This is a genomic window from Nonomuraea sp. NEAU-A123, assembly GCF_018603905.1.
GTDB lineage: Bacteria > Actinomycetota > Actinomycetes > Streptosporangiales > Streptosporangiaceae > Nonomuraea.
The window spans coordinates 20,290-37,940 of the sequence record NZ_JAHFZZ010000007.1; the positions used below are offsets into that span (position 1 = coordinate 20,290).

A 17,651-nucleotide genomic window follows, 5' to 3' on the forward strand; every position below is an offset into this window, starting at 1 on the left:
CCCATCACCGCAGGAGGCGCCTTGGTCACATTTCGGGGCACAAGCTCTCCCACCATGCCTGAACCACATGATCACGGGTAGCGCTGGGCAACCACATCCACAACACCCGACGGACGGAAGCCCAGCATGATCTCCCTCATCCTGCTCATCTTCGCCCTGGCCTGCTTCGTCCTCGCCGCCTTCAACGTCGGCGGAGGCCGCGTCAACCTCATCGCCCTCGGCCTCGCCCTTTGGGTCCTGACCGAAATCATCCCTCACCTCAGCGACCTGTAGCAGCCGGCAGGACTCTGCCGCCGTCCCTAGCGAGGACGGCGGCAGAGTGGCCGGCGTCTGAGCTCAGCGGTCCACGAGCACCCGGCCGAACTCGACCAGCGGGGTACTGCCGGCGAAGTTACGGTCGACCTCGGCCCGTTCGGCCGCGCTCGGGTTCGCGTTCGTGCAGCTCACCGGGGCGCTGGAGCCCGACATCAGGTCGGAGCAGAGACCGGTGCGCCGGTCGGGCAGGCCTAAGATGTGCCCGATCTCGTGGGCGGCGATGCGCACGGGGTTGTAGCCCTGTGAGGTGGCTTGCCTGCCCATCCAGACGGTGCCCCGGCCCAGGCTCGTGGGCAAGGTGCGTGGCCAGCCGTTGTCGGCGACGACGACGAAGTCGGCGGGGGTGCCTGCGACGAGGCGGACATTCGTGACACTGGAGTTCCAGATCTGCGCGGCCTGGTCCACCGCGCCGCGGAACTCGGCCGCGCGGCTGGCATCGTACCGGAGGGCCCTGACCAGGGGCGCGGCCTGCGCGGGCGAGGTGGCCAGCAGGAACGCGACGGTGAGGACGAGAGAGAGCGCGAGACGGAGGGGTCTGGGCATCGTGTCTCCTCGGACAGTGGGGGTGCTGTCACGGTAGGCGCGACGACACCATCCGGGGATAGGCCAGTTTGCCCCTATTGCCGTGTTATGGAGCAGCCGATGTCTGCTATCGGCCGCGAGGGACAGTTCACGAAAGATACTTCTCGCGCAACGCCGTGATCAGCTTGTCGTCGACGCCCAGCCGGGTGACCGCGTAGTCGCGTACGGAACCATGGCCGGCGGCCAGCTCCGCCAGGCAGAGCCGCATGACCTCGCCCGGCGCGCGACCGTAGCCGGGCCACTTCAGTGTCCGGTCGGGGTGGGCCGCCCGCCAGTCGGCGACCAGCCGGTCGGTGGCCAGCTCGGTGAGCGCGAAGTCTTCGACGACGGTCTCCTCGTCCACCCCCAGCAGGGACAGCACCAGCGCGGCCAGCAGCCCGGTACGGTCCTTGCCCGATGCGCAGTGCATGACGAGAGGAGCGCTGTCGTCGGCGGCGATCACCTCCAGCGCCTGCCGCAGCTCCTCGACCCCGTCCAGCGCGACCTCGGCGTACCGGTCGGCGAGGAAGCGCGCGGTGTCGATCTCCGGGCCCAGTTCGGCCTGGTCGTAGGGCTGGTGTTCGATGCTGAGGTTGTGGTAGACGAGCCCGTCGCTCTCCGGTACGCGGCCTCTGGCGGCTATCTCCCATGGGTAGCGCAGGTCGATCACCGTACGCACGCCCAGGTCGAGAAAGCGCTGCCAGTCGTCGCCCCGGAGCTTGGCCAGGGAATCGGAGCGGTACAGACGCCCCCAGCGCACCGTACGCCCGTCGCGGGTGCGGTAACCGCCCAGGTCCCGGAAGTTGTGCAAGCGTTCGAACGCGACGTGCCTCATCGATCACATGCTATGGGGTTGGCGGACCTATAGACGTAGCCACCAAACATGACCAGATTGGTGGAGATATCCGTCTAAGCCCGGAGGTACGCGTGAAGCGTGTCATCGTCCTGGCCGCCTGCACCCTTGTGGCGACCGCCCTCGTCACCCCCGCTCAGGCAGTCCGGACCCCAACCGGTCAGGAAACCGAATACGTCGTCTTATACAAGGAGGGCGTGCGCCCGGCCGACGCCCGCAAGGCGGTCCAGGCCGCCGGCGGCACGGTGGTCAAGGAGAACACCGCCGTCGGCGTGGCCACGATCTCCACCACCAACGCGGGCTTCGCCACCGCCCTCGCCGCCAACTCCTCGATCGAGGGCGTGGCGCACAACCGGTCCATCGGAACGGTCCCGTCCGCCGCCCGCTCCGCCGCCGAAGCCCGCAAGGCCGTCGAGGCCGTGGAGAAGGCCGCTGACGGCGCCCCCGCCGCCACCACGTTCGGTAAGCCCGCTCCGACGGCCGAACCGCTGTCGGAACTGCAGTGGGACATGAAACAGATCCACGCCACCGCGGACGGTTCCTACCGTTACCAGCAGGGCGATCCGGGGGTGCTGGTCGGCATCCTGGACACCGGTGTGGACGCCTCGCATCCGGACATCGCACCCAACTTCAATCGCGCCCTGAGCCGTAACTTCACGGTCGACATCCCGGTCGACGCCAACGGCGCCACGGTCGACGGGCCCTGTGAGGCCGAGGCCGACCACTCCTGCAACGACCCCGCGGACGTGGACGAGAACGAGCACGGCACCCACGTGGCGTCCTCCATCGCCTCCCCGATCAACCGGCTCGGCGTGGCCGGTGTGGCGCCCAAGGTGTCCATCGTCAACCTGCGGGTCGGCCAGGACTCCGGCTTCTTCTTCCTCCAGCCGAGCGTGGACGGCCTGACGTACGCGGGCGACCACGGCATCGACGTGGTCAACATGAGCTACTACATCGACCCGTGGCTGTTCAACTGCGTGGACAACCCGGCCGACTCCCCCGCCGACCGCGCCGAGCAGGCCACCATCATCAAGGCGACCCAGCGGGCGCTGAACTACGCCCACGCCAGAGGCGTGACGCTGGTGTCGGCGGCGGGCAACGGCGCCACCGACTACACCAAGGAGATCATCGACGGCTCCAGCCCCGACTTCGCCAGCGTGCCCGGCGAGGCGCCGTACGATCGGACGATCCCGCCGAGCTGCGTGTCCATGCCCAGCGAGGGCCAGCACGTGATCGCGGTGTCGGCCACCGGCATCAGCAAGCGCAAGTCGTACTACTCCGACTACGGCAACGGCTATGTGGACGTGGCCTCACCCGGTGGCGACGCCTATGACACGCCGACCAACACGCGTGACGTGACCAGGGCGACGCTGGCGGCCTACCCGCAGTCGCTGGCGCAGGAGAACGGGCAGCTCAACCCCGACGGCACGCCGAACACCCCGTCGGTGGTGCGCGACTGCCGCGACTCGGTCTGCGCGTACTACACCTACCTGCAGGGCACCTCGATGGCCTCGCCGCGGGCCGCGGGCGTGGCCGCGCTGATCATCAGCCGGTACGGCCACCGCGACCGCGCTCACGGCGGCCTGACCATGAACCCGGACGCGGTGGAGGCGGCGCTCAAGGCGACCGCCACCAAGACGCCGTGCCCGGAGCCACGCGCGTTCACCTACACCCGCATCCTGCCGACCGGTGCGACGGTGACGGACACGCACACCTGCGAAGGCGGCAGGGCGCGTAACGGCTTCTACGGATCGGGCATCGTCGACGCGTTGAACGCGGCTCGGTAGCCGACGGCATGCCCGGTGCGCGCCCGCGAACGCGCACCGGGTCACCCGGGACCGGCGCCGGCTGCCGTAGGAGCCGACCGGCGTGCGCTATGACCTCTGAGCGCCCATGGCCTCGATCACCAGGGCCAGCTCGGTCTCGAAGAGGTCCGCCGACGTCATCGCGCCCAGGTGGGCAGCGACCGCGCTCAGGTGCGGCAGCCCTTCGGCGTCGACGGGGGCGTGGCCGAGCAGCACGCCCGCCGCCGCTGTGGGAGTTCTACCCCGCCGGGCTGCTGCCGTTCTGGACGTTCGCCGTGATCGCCCTGCTCGCCGTGGTCACCGCCGCCCTGATCCCGGCGCCGGCCGTACGGGAGACCGCGCCCGCGGGACGACGCTAGGCACGGCGGCCCCGGGCGAGGAGCCAGAGCAGGAGCGGCGCCCCGAGCACGCCGGTGACCACGCCGACGGGCAGCTCCACGTCCGGGATGACGCGGCGCGCCACGAGATCGGCCGCCAGCACCACGAACGCCCCGGCCAGCGCCGAGGCGACCGGCGGCGGCCAGGCGGTGCGGGCCAGGCGCTGGGCGATCTGCGGCGCGGCCAGCGCGACGAACGCGATCGGCCCCGCGGCGGCCGTGCCGAAGGCGACCAGCGCGACGCCCACCAGCAGCAGCGTCAGCCGCGCCCGCTGCACCGGCGCGCCGAGCACCACGGCCACCTCGTCACCGAGCTGCAGCGCCCGGCTCCAGCGGCCGAGCAGCAGCGCGACGGGCACGAGCACGGCCAGGGCGACCGCCAGCGGCACGGCCTGGCTCCAGGTGCGGCCGTTGAGGTTGCCCCAGAGCCAGCCGAGCGCGGCCTGCGCCTGGAAGGTGTCGCTCGTGACCATGAGATATTCGGTGGCGCTGGTGAAGATCCACGACAGGCCGATGCCGACCAGCACGATCCGGTACCCGGTGGTGCCGCGCCGCCAGGCGAACAGGTACGTGAGCACCGCCGCGAGCACCGCCCCCGTGAAGCCGAGCACCTGCGTGCCGGGCCCGGACCCGATGCCGAGGACGATCCCGGCCACCACCGCGACGCCCGCCCCCTGGGTGACGCCGATCATGTCGGGGCTGGCCAGCGGGTTGCGGGTCATGGTCTGGAACAGGGCGCCGGACAGCCCGAAGGCGGCGCCGGTGAGCAGCCCGGTCAGCGCCCTGGGCAGGCGCAGCTCCCGTACGACGAACAGGGTGCCCTGGTCGCCGGTGCCGAGCAGGGACTGGACGACCTCGCCGAGGCCGAGCGGGAACTCGCCCAGCCCGATGCCGAGGCAGAAGACCAGGAACGTCGCGGCGGCCAGGACCAGGCACACCACGACGACCCGCGGGCGCAGCACGCCGGACACGGGCGGCGTCGAGAGGCGGAAGGTGAGCTGGCCCATCACAGCTCCGCCAGCCGCTGCCGGCGGGCCAGCACGATGAAGAACGGCCCGCCGATGAACGCGACCAGCAGCCCGGCCTGCACCTCGATCGGCGGCACGACGAGGCGGCCCAGGATGTCGGCGGCCAGCAGCAGGCACGGCGCGAGCAGCGCCGACAGGGGCAGCAGCAGCCGGTGGTCGGTCTCGGCGCCGGCCCGCCGGGCGACGGCCCGCGCGAGATGCGGCACCACCAGTCCGACGAAGACGACGGGTCCGATGGCCGCGACCGCGGCGCCGGTCAGCAGCATCACGGCCGCCGCGCCCTGAAGGCGGACCAGGCCCACCCGGCGGCCCAGCCCGCGGGCCACGTCGTCGCCGAGCGCGAGGCTGTTGAGCGCGGGCGCGCAGGCGAGCGCCAGCACGGCCCCCGCCAGGATGAACGGCAGCAACTGCGGCAGTACGCCGGAGCCGTGCCCGGACAGCGACCCGGCCGACCAGAACCGGTAGCGGTTCAGCGATTCGGGATCGACGAGCACGATGGCGCTGGTCACCGAGCTGAGCAGGAACGTGACGGCCACCCCGGCCAGGGCCAGCTTGACCGGCGTCATCCCGTCGCGGCCCATCCCGGCCAGCGCGTACACGACGAAGCTCGCCACCAGTGCGCCCGCCAGCGCGAACCACACGAACCCGGACAGCGCGCTGATACCGAGCACCCCGATGGAGATCACCACGCCGAACGCCGCCCCCGCGCTGACGCCGAGAACCCCGGGGTCGGCGAGGGGGTTGCGGGTGAGCGCCTGCATGAGCGCGCCGGACAGGCCGAGCGCCGCCGCGGTGAGCACGCCGAGCAGCGTCCGCGGCACGCGTACGGACCAGATCACGTCATGCGTCTCCCGGTCCACGCCCAGGCCGCCCAGCGCCCTGACCACCTCGCCCAGGGGGATCTGGCGGGCGCCCAGGGCCAGCGACAGCAGGCAGATCAGGGCGAGGGCGCCGAGCGACGCCCCCACCAGGGCGGCCCGTCGGGTCACGAGGGCAGTCCGACCTCGGTCGCCGGGTTCCCGTCCACGGCCGCCGCGAGCCGCGGCACCAACGCGTCGAGTACGTACGGCAGGCTGAGCACGGTGATGAAGGACACGGCGTTGCCGTCGTCGGTGCTCTCCTTCACGAACACCTCGCGCCCCTCCTTGACCACCTTGAGCCCCTTGTAGACGCTGTCACCGCGCAGCGTGGCGGTGTCCTTGTCCACGTTGGTCACGCTCCAGATGAGCGCTCCGGTGTCGAGCAGGTCGAGGCGTTCGCGGCTGATGTTCGCGCCGAACTTGTCGCCGATGGCCTGGTCCAGGTCGGCGGGCAGCGTGAAGCCGAGCGCGGCGAGCAGGCGGGAGCGCGGGTCCTGGCTGCCGAAGACGAAGTAGCCCTCGTAGACCGTGGCCATCAGCCCGGTCTGGCCGGCGAACTCCGGATGCTCCTTCCGCACGGCGGCGAACCGGTCCTCCACCTGCTTGACCAGCGCGTCCGCCTTGGCGCTCTCGCCCACGGCCACGCCGACCTGCTTGGTCACCTCCTGCCAGGAGATCCCGTAGTCGATGTGCTCCTTCGGCTGGGCCACCGTGGGCGCGATCTTGGACAGGGTGGTGTACTGCTCCTGGGTCAGCCCCGAGTACAGGGCCAGGATCAGGTCGGGCCGCAGTGCCGCGATCTTCTCCATCTGGGGGCCGCTGCCCGTGTCCTTGAGCACCTGCGGGACCGGGGCGGAGCCGAGCTTGGGCTTGGCCCAGGGGCCGATCGCGCCCGGGTAGCCGCCGAACCACTCGGTGGTGGCGACGGGCACGATGCCGAGGGCCAGCAGGGCGTCCTGCTCGACGAGGCCGACGGTGACGATCCGCTTGGGCTTGGCGGTGATCGTCGTGCTGCCGTACTTGTGGGTGAGGGTGGCGGAGAAGGCCGACGCCGCCGCCACGGGGGTCTGGGGGGTGGTGGTGGAGCCGCATCCGGTGACCAGGGCGAGGGTCAGGGCGGCGAGCACGTACAGGACGCGGGTCATTGCTGGAGACTCCCTTATTCGTTGTGCTCGGCGCGGCCCAGCCGCCAGTAGCCCATGAAGGCCACGGCCCGCCGGTCCATCCCCCGCTCGGCGACCAGATGCCGCCTGAGCGTCCTGATCACGCCCGCCTCGCCGGCCAGCCAGGCGTACAGCGGGCCGTACGGCGACTCCTCGGGCACCTCCCACAGCTCCTCGACGTCCACGTCGACGTCCTCGAAGGAGTCCGGCGTGGGCAGCGGTGGGAGCAGCCGGTCGGCGGCGGCCCGGACGGCGGGCACGAGCAGGGCGCCGCGCTCCGCGCCGTCGCGGGCCAGCCAGGTGACCTTCACCCCGCTCGCCGTCTCGACGGGCAGGAAGTCGTCGGTGCGCGGCACCTCCATCAGCGCCTCGCCCTGGGAGCCGGCCGGGAGCCGTTCGAGGATGGAGCAGATCGCGGGGACGGCCGTCTCGTCACCGGCGATCAGCACCGCCCCGGTGTCGGCGGGCGGATGGAACTCCAGGCCACCGTGCGGCCCGGCGTGCCGGGCGTCGGGGCCGAGCAGCACCGCGACGTCGCCCGGCCGCACACCGGCCGCCCAGCGCGCCACGGGACCGTCGCCGTGGTCGTGCAGGACCACGTCCACGTCCACCTCGCGGGCCTCGGGGCGTACCAGGCGGGCGGTGTAGGTACGCAGCGGGTTGCGCTGCTCGTCGGGCAGGTCGCGCCAGCGCGGGAACCAGTCGGGGCCGGACGGCAGGTGCTCCAGCCCGTGCCCGTCGACCGGCAGGATGAGCTTGATCCGCTGGTCGAACCCGTTGTCGGCGAAGACGTGCAGGTCCTCTCCCTCGAACGTCACACGCAGGAACGACGGGCTCAGGCGTGCTAACCGGTTCACGCGTACGTCGAACATGCGAAAGGGCTCGGTCATCGTCAGCTCCACCTCTTTTCGTTAAGGTGAGGCTAACCTAACCCATGCTGATCGACCAGCCCGCCCCCCGGAAACGGCAAACGCCCCCGTCCCTCCAGCCCGGGACGGGGGCGCCTGCCTTTCCGAGCCCATGTCCGGCGGACTCGGAGGTCTGCGACACGAGGGCTGCGGCGCCGCCGAGTATCGCCCGCTCCCTCGGCGGCGCCGCGCCCGGCATGCGGACGGAGCATGGAAGCCTGATGCAGGACACTAGGCGGAGATCGGCGGCGTCGCGACAGGGCCGGACCTAGGGATATCCCTAGGCGCCTTCGCCGCTCACGGGCAGAACGTCTTTGCCGCTCACGGGCAGAACGTCGAAGTGGACCACCACGCGACCGGTCGCCGGGTCCGGGGCGCCGGGAGAGTCGATCTCGCGGCGGTCGGCCACCGCCCGGTACTTCTCCAGCACCTCGAACACCTCGTCGCGCATCTGCCGCGTCTCGGCCACGGTGAGCCGCATCGACCGGCGGCCGAAGCCGCTCGCCTGCACCCACTCCTCCGGAGTCGTGGCCTCCTCCTCGCGCCAGCGCGCCAGCTCGGCGCCGCGCTGCCGGATGAGGTCGTCGAGCAGGAAGGCGAACGCGCCGGCCACCTCGGGATCGGCCGAGGCGTCGGCCGAGGGGTCGCCGTAGGAGAAGCCGCCCGGCACGATCCGCCAGTACTTCTCCTTGCCCTTGCCCAGCTCGGGCACCGTCTCGATCATGCCGTGCCGGGCCAGCTCGCGTAGGTGGTAGCTGGTCGCCCCGGTGTTCTGGTCGAGCAGGCCCGCCAGCCTGGTCGCCGTCGACGGGCCGTGCTCGTCGAGCAGCTCGTAGATGCGCAGACGCAGCGGGTGCGCGAACGACTTCAGCGCGTTCGCGTCGAGCGTCCTGGCGGAGTAGTGCTTGCTCTGCATGGCTGTGCACACCTATCCTTGCAAAGAAATCTGTGCATAGTTTCCCTTACACATTATCGGAGTGGGCCATGCCACGTCTCGGCCGATCGTTCGGCTTCCTGCTGTCGTCGACCGCGCTCTCGAACCTGGCGGACGGCGTGCTCAAGGTCGGCGCGCCGCTCCTGGCCGTGTCCATGACCCGGTCCCCCACGCTGGTGTCGCTGACCGGGGCGGCCGCCACGCTGCCGTGGTTACTGTTCGCCCTGCACGCGGGCGCGATCGCGGACCGGCTCGACCGCAGGCGGATCATGGTGCTGGCCAACCTCGCCCGTTCGGCCGTGCTCGCGGCGGCCGCCGTGCTCGGCCTGCTCGGCCTGCTGAACCTGTGGGTCATGCTGGCCGCCGTCCTGCTGGCGGGCGTGGCCGAGGTCTTCGCCGACACCTCGGCGCAGTCGGTGCTGCCGATGGCGGTGCCGCCTGAGCGCATCACGGCGGCGAACGGACGGGTGCAGAGCGCCCAGATGATCGGCAACGAGTTCGCCGGCGCGCCGATCGCGGGCCTCGTGGTCACGCTGCTGCCCGCCGCCGTCGTCGGCGGCCCCGCCCTCCTGTACGGCGCCGCGGGCCTGCTCCTGCTGGGCATGAGGGGCCCTTACAGGGCACCTGCCGAGCGGGGCCCCAGGCGGTCGCTGCTGCGCGACATCGTGGAGGCTCAGCGCTATCTCTGGTCCCAGCGGTTCCTGCGGACCCTGGCCGTCTCGGCCGGGATGCTGAACTTCGCCAGCGCCGCCTACTTCGGGGTGTTCGTGCTGTGGGCCGTCGGCGACGGGTCGCGGATCGGGCTGTCGCCCAGCGGGTACGGCCTGATGATGACCGCGCTGGCCGTCGGCGCGGTGGCCGGGTCGCTCATCTCGGAGCGGGTCTCCGGGCTGTTCGGGGAGGGCCGGACGCTGGTCGGCGCCTGGCTGGTGAGCGCCCTGCTGTACCTCGTGCCGGTGTTCTGGCCCGTCGCCTGGCTCATGTACCCGACCGGCGTGGTGTGGGGTGTCACCGGGGCCGTCGCGAACGTACTGGTCATCTCCACACGGCAGCGGCTGATCCCGGCCGAGCTGCTCGGCCGGGTCAATTCGGCCTACCGGCTGATCGGCATGGGCGGCATGCCGGTGGGGGCCGCTCTCGGCGGGATAGCGGCCGAACTGGCCGGGTTGACCGTCGTCCTCGCGGGCGCCGCGGGGGTCTGCTTGGTGGCCGTGGGGCTCGTGTGGCGAGCCTTACACGATCGAATTTCTCACCCTTTGACCAGCGCACCTTCCGTTCTCGACACATTCAGATCACGTTAGTCACACTTTGGCCTACCCCGAGATGACATGATTACCCCGAGCAATGAGGGGATGGCATGCGGGAGATCGGCGGACGGTACCTCCTCAATGAGGAGGCCGGTCGTGGAGGTATGGGAGTCGTCTGGCGAGCCTTCGACCAGCTTCTCCATCGTGAGGTGGCGCTCAAGGAGCTGACCCTCAGCGGTGAGGCCGAGATGGTCCGCCGCCGGGTCCTTCGTGAAGCGCGGATGGCCGCTGGCCTCACCCACCCGAACATCGTCACCGTCCACGACCTCATAGAAGAGGGCGGCAAGCTCTGGATCGTGATGGAGTACCTCGACGGCCTTTCGCTCCACCAACTGCTTTCTCAGGTGGGGACGCTGCCCGCGCAGTCGGTGGCGGCGATCGGTGTGCACCTGCTCGCCGCGCTGCGCACCGCGCATCAGGCCGGGGTGCTGCACCGCGACGTGAAGCCCGCCAACGTGATGCTCACCGGCGACCGCGTGGTGCTGACCGACTTCGGCATCGCCACGGTCGAGGGCGACATCCGGATGACCACGTCCCGGCGGCTGCGCGGCACGCCCGCGTTCATGGCCCCCGAGCGGTTACACGGCGGCCCGGCCAGCAAGGAAGCCGACATGTGGTCGTTCGGCGCCACGCTGTACAGCGCGATCGAGGGCCAGCCGCCCTACCCCGGGCAGGACGCGGCCACGGTGCTCGGCATGGCCAGGAGCGGCGGCTACCCGCCACCGCGCCGGGCAGGGGTGATGCGGCCGCTCATCGAGGGTCTGCTGTCCCACGACCCGGTGCGCCGCTTCACGCCCGAGCAGACCGCCGGACTGCTGGCGGGCATGCGCGCAAGCAGCTACCCCGCGGCGATCTGACCGGCCGCTGTGCCCCTGCGGTTACCTGACCGCCCACGGCTGGCCGACCGGCCGCTGCTTTCCTGCGGCCGGTCGCTAGTCCTCTTCGCCCCGCTTGGCGCGGGCCTCCGCCTCGGCGGCGTCCATGGCGGCGGCCTCCTCCGGGGTGGGAGCCGTGCCGCCGAGGTGGCGGGGCTGCCACCACACGCCCGGCGGGATCTCCGGGTAGGTGCGCTGAGCCCGGTCCACCAGCTCCGACATCCGCGCGTGCAGGTCGGCGGCGTGCTGGTTGACGTCCTCGCCGCGCTTGGGGTGGATGGGCTCCCCCACCAGAATCGTGATGGGCACATGCCGCAGGGTGAGCTGCTTGGACCGGCCCTTGGTCCAGATCCGCTGACTCCCCCACAGCGCCATCGGGATGACCGGCACCTTGGTCGCCTGGGCCATGCGGATGGCGCCGTTCTTGATCTCCTTTACCGTGAACGACCGGCTGATCGTCGCCTCCGCGAAGACGCCCACCACCTCCCCCGCCTTCAGCATGCGCAGCGCGGTCGCGTACGACCCCGCGCCCGCGCCCCGGTCGACCGGGATGTGGTGCATGCCGCGCATCAGCGGGCCCGAGATGCGGTGGTCGAACACATCCTGCTTGGCCATGAACCGCACCAGCCGCTTGGACGGCACCGCACCGAACCCGGCGAAGATGAAGTCGAGATAGCTGATGTGATTGCTGACCAGCACCGCTCCGCCGGTCCGCGGCACATTCTCGGTCCCTTCCAGGTGGAAGCGGTAGTCGAGCACGCGAAAGAGGGTCCGCGCGGCGGCGATCACCGGCGGGTACACGATCTCAGCCATGACCAGAAGGTAGCCTATTCAGGCCGGTCGGACGGTAGTCGGGAGGCTGAGCATGCCCCGTACGTTCCCGTGCCTGGTGCGCCTGATGCCCGCGGCGTCGATGTCGTAGTCGAGGGCGATCAGCCTCGTCAGCTCCTCCAGCGTCACCCGGGCCTCCATCCTGGCCAGCGGCCCGCCGAGGCAGTAGTGGCGGCCCGCGCCGAAGCTGATCAACTTCGACGTGTCGCGGCCCAGATCGTAGGCGTCGGGGTCGGGGAAGACGCTCTCGTCACGGTTGGCCGACCCGACCAGCAGCCACATCCGCGTCCCCGCCGGCAGGGCGGTGCCGTGCAGGACCGTGTCCTCGGTGAGCCGCCGCGCCGTACCCTGCGCGGGGGTGTCGTAACGTAACGACTCCTCCATCCACGGCGCGATCACCCCGCCGAAGGCGGCGGCGCGCTGCTCCGGGTTGCGCCAGGCCCAGTACCAGGCGGCGTTGAGCAGGTGGGTGGTGGTCTCCGAGCCCGCCCCGACCAGCAGGAGCATGAACGGCACGATCTCCTCGTCGGTCAGCCCGTCGTCCGCGACGAGCACGGAGACCAGGTCGTCCCGCGGCGCCTTGCGCCGCTCGGCGATGATCGAGGCGTAGTAGCCGCCCAGCGAGAAGAGGTTGTGCAGGCCCTCCTCGGACGGATCGCTCCCCGGGTGGTACCGGAGCAGCCCGTTGTTACGCTCCCGCACCTCGGCCCGGTCGGACGGCGGCACGCCCATCAGCTCGGAGATCACGTCGAGCGGCAGCTTGGCCGACAGGTCCCGGGCGAAGTCGAATGTGCCCTTCTCCAGGCCCTCCTCGACATAGCCGCGGGCGAGCCTCCTGATCATCGGCTCGAGCGCGGCGACGCGGCGCATGGTGAAGCCGCGGGCGATGATCGACCGCATGCGGGTGTGGTCGGGCGGGTCCGTGGCCACGAACGACAGCATCGTGCGCGCCTTCGGCCCCCAGACCCCGCCGTCGAGCACCGGGCCGTGGTCACTGGAGTAGCGGGCGCTGTCGACGAGCGCGGCGGCTACGTCGTCGTAGCGCGACAGTGCCCAGAAGTTCAGCTCGGGATTGTGGTAGACGGGCGCTTCGCGCCGCATCCGGGCGTACACGGGGTACGGATCATCGTTCACGGCAGGGTCGTAGGGGCTGTAGACGAGTTCCACCATGCCCACGCTAAGACGCTTGTCCTTACAGCGAAACGGGCAGATGTTTCTCATCATGAAGAAGCTCATCAACTCGGCCGAATCCATGGTCGACGACGCGCTGGCCGGGATGGCGGCGGCGCACCCGTCGCTGCTGGTCCGCGACCGGGTCGTCTACCGCGCGTCGGGGCCGCGGGCGGGCAAGGTCGGGCTGGTGTCCGGCGGCGGCTCGGGGCACGAGCCGCTGCATGCCGGGTTCGTCGGGTACGGCATGCTCGACGCGGCCTGCCCGGGAGAGATCTTCACCTCGCCCGTGCCCGACCAGATCATCAACGCCACCGAGGCCGTCGACGGCGGCGCGGGCGTGCTGCACATCGTCAAGAACTACACCGGCGACGTGCTGAACTTCGAGATGGCCGCCGAACTGTGCGATGACGTCCAAGTCGCCGGCGTGCTCGTGAACGACGACGTGGCCGTCCAGGACTCCCTCTACACGGCGGGCCGCCGGGGCACCGGGGCGACGCTGTTCGTCGAGAAGATCGCCGGAGCGCTGGCCGAGGAGGGCGCGCCGCTGAGGGAGGTGGCGGGCATGGCTGCGGAGGTGAACGAGCGCAGCCGCTCGTTCGGCATCGCGCTCACCTCGTGTACGACGCCCGCGGCGGGCAAACCGACCTTCGACCTGCCGGACACGCAGGTGGAGCTGGGCATCGGCATCCACGGCGAGCCCGGCCGGACCCGGGCGCCGCTGGCCTCGGCCCGCGAACTGGCCGAGGTGGCCATGGACGCGATCCACGGCGAACTGCCGCTGGAGGGCGATCTACTGGTCATGCTGAACGGCATGGGCGGCACGCCGCTGATCGAGCTGTACGTGGCGTTCGCCGAGGTGAGTGCCTTCATCCACGGCAAAGGGGCGCGTGTGACCCGGTCGCTGGTGGGCAACTACGTGACGAGCCTGGACATGCAGGGCTTCTCCGTGACGATCTGCCGGCTCGACGACACGCTGACGCGCCTGTGGGACGCGCCGGTCGAGACGCCGGGGCTGCGCTGGGGGCGCTGATGAGCACCTCGATGGACCCCGACTCCGTGGGCGGCGACTTCGCGGACGGCGGCGTGTTGACCACGGACTTCTTCGTCGCCTGGTTCGACGACATCGCCAAGCAGGTCAGGCTCCAGCGCGAGCGGCTGACCGCGCTCGACGCGGCGATCGGCGACGCCGACCACGGCACGAACCTCGACCGCGGCTTCACCGAGGTGGGCAAGGCGCTGACCGACTCGCCGCCGACCTCGCCCGGCCAGGCGCTGCTGTCCGCCGGCACGACGCTGATCCGCCGCGTCGGCGGGGCTTCCGGGCCGCTGTACGGCTCGGCGTTCCGGGCCATGGGCAAGGCGGTGGAGGAGCCGGTGACGCTGGCCGGGTTCGCGGCGGCGTTCGACGCCGGGGTGGTGGCGGTCGAGCAGTTGGGGAAGGCCGTGCCGGGCGACAAGACCATGGTGGACGCGCTGGTCCCGGCGTCGCGGACCCTGGCGCTGGCCGTACGGGATGGGGTGGGGGTGCGGGAGGCGTTCGAGCTGACGGCGCGCGCGGCCGAGGAGGGCGCGCGGGCCACGATCCCCCTGCGAGCCCGCAAGGGCCGGGCCAGCTACCTGGGCGAGCGCAGCATCGGGCACGAAGATCCGGGGGCAGCATCGTCGGCACTCATCGTCGCCTCCCTGGCCACCGTCGCAGCCGTGGGCTCGTGATGGCGGGGCCAGTGATGGTGAGCCTCGTGACGGCGGACCCCGCAATGGTGGGCCCGTGAAAGCGGGCCCCGGGCGGGTGGGCTCGTGATGGTGGGCATCGTGCTGGTCGCGCACAGCGCCGGGCTGGCGGTGGAGGCGGCCGCGCTCGTCCGTGGCATCGCCGGGGCGGGCGCCCTGGTGGCGGCGGCGGGCGGTACCGAGGACGGTGGGCTGGGCACGAGTCTCGATCTGATCGAGAAGGCGCTCGCGGCGGTCGACCGAGGTGACGGCGTGGTGCTCGTGCCCGATCTCGGCAGCTCGGTGCTGACGGCCCGGCTGCTGGAGGAGCCGGGGCGGGTGGTGGTGGCCGACGTGCCGTTCGTGGAGGGGGCGATCGCGGCGGCCGTCACGGCGAGCGCGGGCGCGCCCCTGGCCGCCGTCCTCGCGGCCGCCGAGGAGGCTCGCGACTTCCGCAAGCTCAGTAACCCCTGAACGCCTCCCCCAGCCCCCACGAGCCGCGCAAGCTCAGTGACCCTTGAACGCCTCCTCCAGCCACCACGAGCCGCGCTCCCTGGTGACTTTGGCGTGGACCAGCAGCGGCCGGTCCCTGGGGCCTTTCAGCCACTCGGCCACCCCGGCCAGGTCATCGGCCCCGGTGACCGTCACGGCCGCGAAACCGTAGCCGGTGGCGATCGCGGCGAAGTCGGCGGGCGGGAACGTGACCGTGCCGAGCGGGTGCCCGTGCGGCCCGAAGTGGTGCACCTCGGCGCCGTACGCCTCGTCGTCGTAGACCACGACCACCATCGGCAGGCCGAGCCGTACGACGGTCTCGAACTCGGCGATGCCCATCAGCGCCCCGCCGTCGCCCAGCGCGGCCACCGGCAGCCGGTCGGGCCGGGCGAGCGCGGCGCCGATCGCGGTCGCCAGCCCCAGCCCGATCGACTGGAACGCCTGCGTGAAGCAGAACCCTCGCTCGTCGGGCACATCGAGGAACATGGCCGGGTAGCCCATGAAGTTGCCGGAGTCGACGGCCACGATCCGCTCCGCAGGCAGCAGTTCGTCCAGCCCGATCGTGAGCGTCCTGGGATCGATCAGCCCCTCGCCGCCCTCGTCGTCGTAGCGCACCGCCTGCCACCTGCCCTCGGCCCGGATCCGCCCGGCGACCTCCGCCGACCGGTAGCCGCGCTCGGGAGTGGGTTCGAGGGCGTGCAGGACTGTACTGGCCGTCGCGGCCGTGTCGCCGACCAGGCCGAGGCTGACCGGCCGGTGGACGCCCAGCGCGCTCTCGTCGAGATCCACCTGGACGAGCGTGGCGTGCTCGCCGATCAGCCGGCCGTGGCGGGTGGTCCACATGTTGAGCGCGCAGCCCCATCCCACGACGAGGTCGGCGTCGCGGATCACCTCGGCGGCCAGGGGCGTGGCGAAGCCGCCGCTCACGTCCAGGTCCCACGGGCTGCCACGGAACAGCCCCTTGGCGACGGCGGAGGTGGCGAGCAGCGCGCCGGTGGCGGCGGCCAGCTCTTCCAGTTCGGCCCTGGCGTGCCGGGCACCGCGCCCGGCGATGAACACCGGCCGCCGCGACTCCGCCAGCAGCCGGGCCAGCGCGTCGATCTCCGCGGCCGCGGGCGTACGGAACGACGGATCGGCGGTGTCGGCCACCACGCGATGGGACGCGACCATGTGGTCGAGGAACTCGCCGATCAGGCCGCGCCACGGGACGATGTCCTGCTGCACGTCGAGCGGCAGGTTGAGCACCACCGTGCGCCGGTCGCGGGAGGCCGTGCGGTAGGCCGACAGCGTTTCCTCGACCGCCTCGCGGCCCGCGGTGACGCGCAGCGGCACCGCGCCGACCGCCGCCGCCAGCGCGTCCTGGTCGACGTGGAAGTTGGAACGTACGTCCGTCGCCTCGCCGGTGAGCACGATCATCGGGGTACGGCTCTTGGCCGCCTCGGCGATCCCGGTCATGGCGTTGGTGAGGCCGGGGCCCTGGTGGACGGAGACGATCCCGACCTTGCCGCTCATCCTGGCGTACGCGTCGGCCATGGTGGCGGCCCCGCCCTCGTGGCGGGCGGCGACGAAGCGTACGCCGTGCTCCACGAGGGCGTTGGTGACGTGGAAGTTGCCGCTGCCCACCACACCGAACGCGGTGTCGACCCCGACCTCGGCCAGCACCCGCCCGACGGCCTCGGCGACGATCACCGCTCGACCAACGCCAGCACCCGCACAGGACTTCCGGACCCGCCCACGATCGGCAGCGGCGGGGCCAGGACGACGGCGCCGGTGACCGGCAGGCGGTCGAGGTTGCGCAGTTGGGTCAGGCCGTACTTGCCCGCCCCCAGCAGGAACGAGTGGCAGGGGAAGGCCGGGTCGAAGGAGTGGGCGGTGCCCGCGTCGGTGCCGACGGTCTCGACGCCGAGCCCGAGGATGGGCGTCTCGTTCGCCAGCCAGGCGGCGCATTCGACGGAGATGCCGGGGGTGTGCGGGCCGGTCTCGTTGGCGTTCAGGAAGGCGGCCTGGTCGGCGGACCTGGCGTCCCAGCCGGTGCGGTAGAGGAGCCAGCCGCCGTCGGGCAGCGGGCCGTTGGCCCGTTCCCACTCCTTGACGTGGTCGATCTGGAGCAGGAAGTCGGGGTCCTTCTCCGCCTCGGCCGACAGGTCGAGCACGACGGCGGGCGCCAGCAGGCTGGACACGGGGACCTGGGAGACGTCCTGGCCGTCGCGGCCGGTCACCCAGTGGATCGGCGCGTCGAAGTGGGTGCCGGTGTGCTCGCCGGTGTGGATGTCGTTCCAGTACCAGGCGGGGCCGCGGTCGTCGTAGCGGCTGATCTCCTCCAGCCGGAACGGGATCGTGTTGCCGAACGGCTCGGGCAACTGAAGGATCGGCGTCTCGGGCGACAGGGGCGAGGTGAGATCGACCACCTCGATGGCGCCACCGCGCAGGCTCTCCACCAGGCTCCGCAAGATCGACAT

The 17,651-nt window shown here is 71.5% G+C and carries 19 protein-coding genes; 7 read left to right on the forward strand and 12 right to left on the reverse strand.

What is annotated here, in order from left to right:
* The first annotated feature begins 126 nt into the window (after nucleotides 1-126).
* Nucleotides 127-273 (forward strand): hypothetical protein, encoded by a 147-nt coding sequence (locus tag KLK06_RS22245; RefSeq protein ID WP_214637505.1) that lies wholly within the window; start codon nucleotides 127-129, stop codon nucleotides 271-273.
* 63 nt (nucleotides 274-336) lie between these two features.
* Here the strand turns inward: KLK06_RS22245 and KLK06_RS22250 are convergent, their stop codons facing one another.
* Both KLK06_RS22250 and KLK06_RS22255 read right to left on the reverse strand, forming a co-directional pair.
* Nucleotides 337-858 (reverse strand): snapalysin family zinc-dependent metalloprotease, encoded by a 522-nt coding sequence (locus tag KLK06_RS22250; RefSeq protein ID WP_214637506.1) that lies wholly within the window; start codon nucleotides 856-858, stop codon nucleotides 337-339.
* 127 nt (nucleotides 859-985) lie between these two features.
* Entirely contained in the window at nucleotides 986-1,711 is a 726-nt protein-coding gene (locus tag KLK06_RS22255; protein WP_214637507.1) for a tyrosine-protein phosphatase, read from the reverse strand.
* 92 nt (nucleotides 1,712-1,803) lie between these two features.
* On the opposite strand from KLK06_RS22255, the gene KLK06_RS22260 reads away from it, so the two are divergent.
* Nucleotides 1,804-3,516 carry a S8 family serine peptidase gene (locus KLK06_RS22260; RefSeq protein WP_214637508.1) on the forward strand — a complete coding sequence of 571 codons (1,713 nt, stop codon included), beginning with the start codon at nucleotides 1,804-1,806 and terminating at the stop codon, nucleotides 3,514-3,516.
* A gap of 87 nt (nucleotides 3,517-3,603) precedes the next feature.
* Here the strand turns inward: KLK06_RS22260 and KLK06_RS22265 are convergent, their stop codons facing one another.
* From KLK06_RS22265 to KLK06_RS22290, 6 genes are all read right to left on the reverse strand, one after another.
* Nucleotides 3,604-3,750: a hypothetical protein gene (locus KLK06_RS22265; protein ID WP_214637509.1), complete on the reverse strand. Its 147-nt coding sequence runs from the start codon at nucleotides 3,748-3,750 to the stop codon at nucleotides 3,604-3,606.
* A gap of 139 nt (nucleotides 3,751-3,889) precedes the next feature.
* Nucleotides 3,890-4,918 (reverse strand): iron chelate uptake ABC transporter family permease subunit, encoded by a 1,029-nt coding sequence (locus KLK06_RS22270; protein WP_214637510.1) that lies wholly within the window; start codon nucleotides 4,916-4,918, stop codon nucleotides 3,890-3,892.
* A complete protein-coding gene (locus tag KLK06_RS22275) occupies nucleotides 4,918-5,928 on the reverse strand; it encodes an iron ABC transporter permease (RefSeq protein ID WP_214637511.1) in 1,011 nt (336 codons plus the stop codon). Before KLK06_RS22275 ends, KLK06_RS22270 begins: the two co-directional genes overlap by 1 nt.
* Nucleotides 5,925-6,944 (reverse strand): iron-siderophore ABC transporter substrate-binding protein, encoded by a 1,020-nt coding sequence (locus KLK06_RS22280; RefSeq protein WP_214637512.1) that lies wholly within the window; start codon nucleotides 6,942-6,944, stop codon nucleotides 5,925-5,927. Before KLK06_RS22280 ends, KLK06_RS22275 begins: the two co-directional genes overlap by 4 nt.
* Nucleotides 6,945-6,958: 14 nt before the next feature.
* Nucleotides 6,959-7,852 carry a siderophore-interacting protein gene (locus KLK06_RS22285; RefSeq protein WP_214637513.1) on the reverse strand — a complete coding sequence of 298 codons (894 nt, stop codon included), beginning with the start codon at nucleotides 7,850-7,852 and terminating at the stop codon, nucleotides 6,959-6,961.
* A gap of 298 nt (nucleotides 7,853-8,150) precedes the next feature.
* Nucleotides 8,151-8,786 (reverse strand): helix-turn-helix transcriptional regulator, encoded by a 636-nt coding sequence (locus KLK06_RS22290; RefSeq protein ID WP_214637514.1) that lies wholly within the window; start codon nucleotides 8,784-8,786, stop codon nucleotides 8,151-8,153.
* A 68-nt stretch (nucleotides 8,787-8,854) separates the two neighbouring features.
* Between KLK06_RS22290 and KLK06_RS22295 the strand changes: the two genes are divergently transcribed.
* Nucleotides 8,855-10,105 carry an MFS transporter gene (locus tag KLK06_RS22295; RefSeq protein ID WP_214637515.1) on the forward strand — a complete coding sequence of 417 codons (1,251 nt, stop codon included), beginning with the start codon at nucleotides 8,855-8,857 and terminating at the stop codon, nucleotides 10,103-10,105.
* Between the two features lie 56 nt (nucleotides 10,106-10,161).
* The gene (locus KLK06_RS22300) at nucleotides 10,162-10,968 is read left to right on the forward strand and encodes a serine/threonine-protein kinase (RefSeq protein WP_214637516.1); all 807 of its coding nucleotides are present in this window, start codon (nucleotides 10,162-10,164) and stop codon (nucleotides 10,966-10,968) included.
* A 75-nt stretch (nucleotides 10,969-11,043) separates the two neighbouring features.
* Here KLK06_RS22300 and KLK06_RS22305 read toward each other — a convergent pair whose 3' ends face one another.
* Together KLK06_RS22305 and KLK06_RS22310 are read right to left on the reverse strand one after the other, a co-directional pair.
* On the reverse strand, nucleotides 11,044-11,799 hold the full coding sequence (locus KLK06_RS22305) for a 1-acyl-sn-glycerol-3-phosphate acyltransferase (protein WP_214637517.1): 756 nt from the start codon (nucleotides 11,797-11,799) through the stop codon (nucleotides 11,044-11,046).
* An 18-nt stretch (nucleotides 11,800-11,817) separates the two neighbouring features.
* Entirely contained in the window at nucleotides 11,818-12,987 is a 1,170-nt protein-coding gene (locus KLK06_RS22310) for a cytochrome P450 (RefSeq protein ID WP_250905911.1), read from the reverse strand.
* Between the two features lie 52 nt (nucleotides 12,988-13,039).
* Between KLK06_RS22310 and dhaK the strand changes: the two genes are divergently transcribed.
* The 3 genes from dhaK to KLK06_RS22325 all read left to right on the forward strand — a co-directional run bounded on the left by dhaK (nucleotide 13,040) and on the right by KLK06_RS22325 (nucleotide 15,174).
* Nucleotides 13,040-14,020 (forward strand): dihydroxyacetone kinase subunit DhaK, encoded by a 981-nt coding sequence (dhaK, locus tag KLK06_RS22315; RefSeq protein WP_214637519.1) that lies wholly within the window; start codon nucleotides 13,040-13,042, stop codon nucleotides 14,018-14,020.
* Nucleotides 14,020-14,703 (forward strand): dihydroxyacetone kinase subunit DhaL, encoded by a 684-nt coding sequence (gene dhaL, locus KLK06_RS22320; RefSeq protein WP_250905861.1) that lies wholly within the window; start codon nucleotides 14,020-14,022, stop codon nucleotides 14,701-14,703. The genes dhaK and dhaL overlap by 1 nt, the downstream gene beginning before the upstream one ends.
* Nucleotides 14,704-14,790: 87 nt before the next feature.
* The gene (locus KLK06_RS22325; protein WP_214638024.1) at nucleotides 14,791-15,174 is read left to right on the forward strand and encodes a PTS-dependent dihydroxyacetone kinase phosphotransferase subunit DhaM; all 384 of its coding nucleotides are present in this window, start codon (nucleotides 14,791-14,793) and stop codon (nucleotides 15,172-15,174) included.
* Between the two features lie 33 nt (nucleotides 15,175-15,207).
* On the opposite strand, the gene KLK06_RS22330 is transcribed toward KLK06_RS22325, so the two are convergent.
* Nucleotides 15,208-16,881 carry a thiamine pyrophosphate-binding protein gene (locus KLK06_RS22330; RefSeq protein WP_214637520.1) on the reverse strand — a complete coding sequence of 558 codons (1,674 nt, stop codon included), beginning with the start codon at nucleotides 16,879-16,881 and terminating at the stop codon, nucleotides 15,208-15,210.
* On the reverse strand, nucleotides 16,878-17,651 hold the full coding sequence (locus KLK06_RS22335) for a cyclase family protein (protein WP_214637521.1): 774 nt from the start codon (nucleotides 17,649-17,651) through the stop codon (nucleotides 16,878-16,880). Before KLK06_RS22335 ends, KLK06_RS22330 begins: the two co-directional genes overlap by 4 nt.

Coding starts and splice junctions, on each gene's coding strand:
- dhaK (WP_214637519.1), top strand. CDS start 13,040: ATGAAGAAGCTCATCAACTCGGCCGAATCCATGGTCGACGACGCGCTG.
- KLK06_RS22295 (WP_214637515.1), top strand. CDS start 8,855: ATGCCACGTCTCGGCCGATCGTTCGGCTTCCTGCTGTCGTCGACCGCG.
- KLK06_RS22335 (WP_214637521.1), bottom strand. CDS start 17,651: ATGTCGATCTTGCGGAGCCTGGTGGAGAGCCTGCGCGGTGGCGCCATC.
- KLK06_RS22285 (WP_214637513.1), bottom strand. CDS start 7,852: ATGACCGAGCCCTTTCGCATGTTCGACGTACGCGTGAACCGGTTAGCA.
- dhaL (WP_250905861.1), top strand. CDS start 14,020: ATGAGCACCTCGATGGACCCCGACTCCGTGGGCGGCGACTTCGCGGAC.
- KLK06_RS22255 (WP_214637507.1), bottom strand. CDS start 1,711: ATGAGGCACGTCGCGTTCGAACGCTTGCACAACTTCCGGGACCTGGGC.
- KLK06_RS22290 (WP_214637514.1), bottom strand. CDS start 8,786: ATGCAGAGCAAGCACTACTCCGCCAGGACGCTCGACGCGAACGCGCTG.
- KLK06_RS22325 (WP_214638024.1), top strand. CDS start 14,791: ATGGTGGGCATCGTGCTGGTCGCGCACAGCGCCGGGCTGGCGGTGGAG.
- KLK06_RS22245 (WP_214637505.1), top strand. CDS start 127: ATGATCTCCCTCATCCTGCTCATCTTCGCCCTGGCCTGCTTCGTCCTC.
- KLK06_RS22300 (WP_214637516.1), top strand. CDS start 10,162: ATGCGGGAGATCGGCGGACGGTACCTCCTCAATGAGGAGGCCGGTCGT.
- KLK06_RS22310 (WP_250905911.1), bottom strand. CDS start 12,987: ATGGTGGAACTCGTCTACAGCCCCTACGACCCTGCCGTGAACGATGAT.
- KLK06_RS22305 (WP_214637517.1), bottom strand. CDS start 11,799: ATGGCTGAGATCGTGTACCCGCCGGTGATCGCCGCCGCGCGGACCCTC.
- KLK06_RS22250 (WP_214637506.1), bottom strand. CDS start 858: ATGCCCAGACCCCTCCGTCTCGCGCTCTCTCTCGTCCTCACCGTCGCG.
- KLK06_RS22280 (WP_214637512.1), bottom strand. CDS start 6,944: ATGACCCGCGTCCTGTACGTGCTCGCCGCCCTGACCCTCGCCCTGGTC.
- KLK06_RS22270 (WP_214637510.1), bottom strand. CDS start 4,918: ATGGGCCAGCTCACCTTCCGCCTCTCGACGCCGCCCGTGTCCGGCGTG.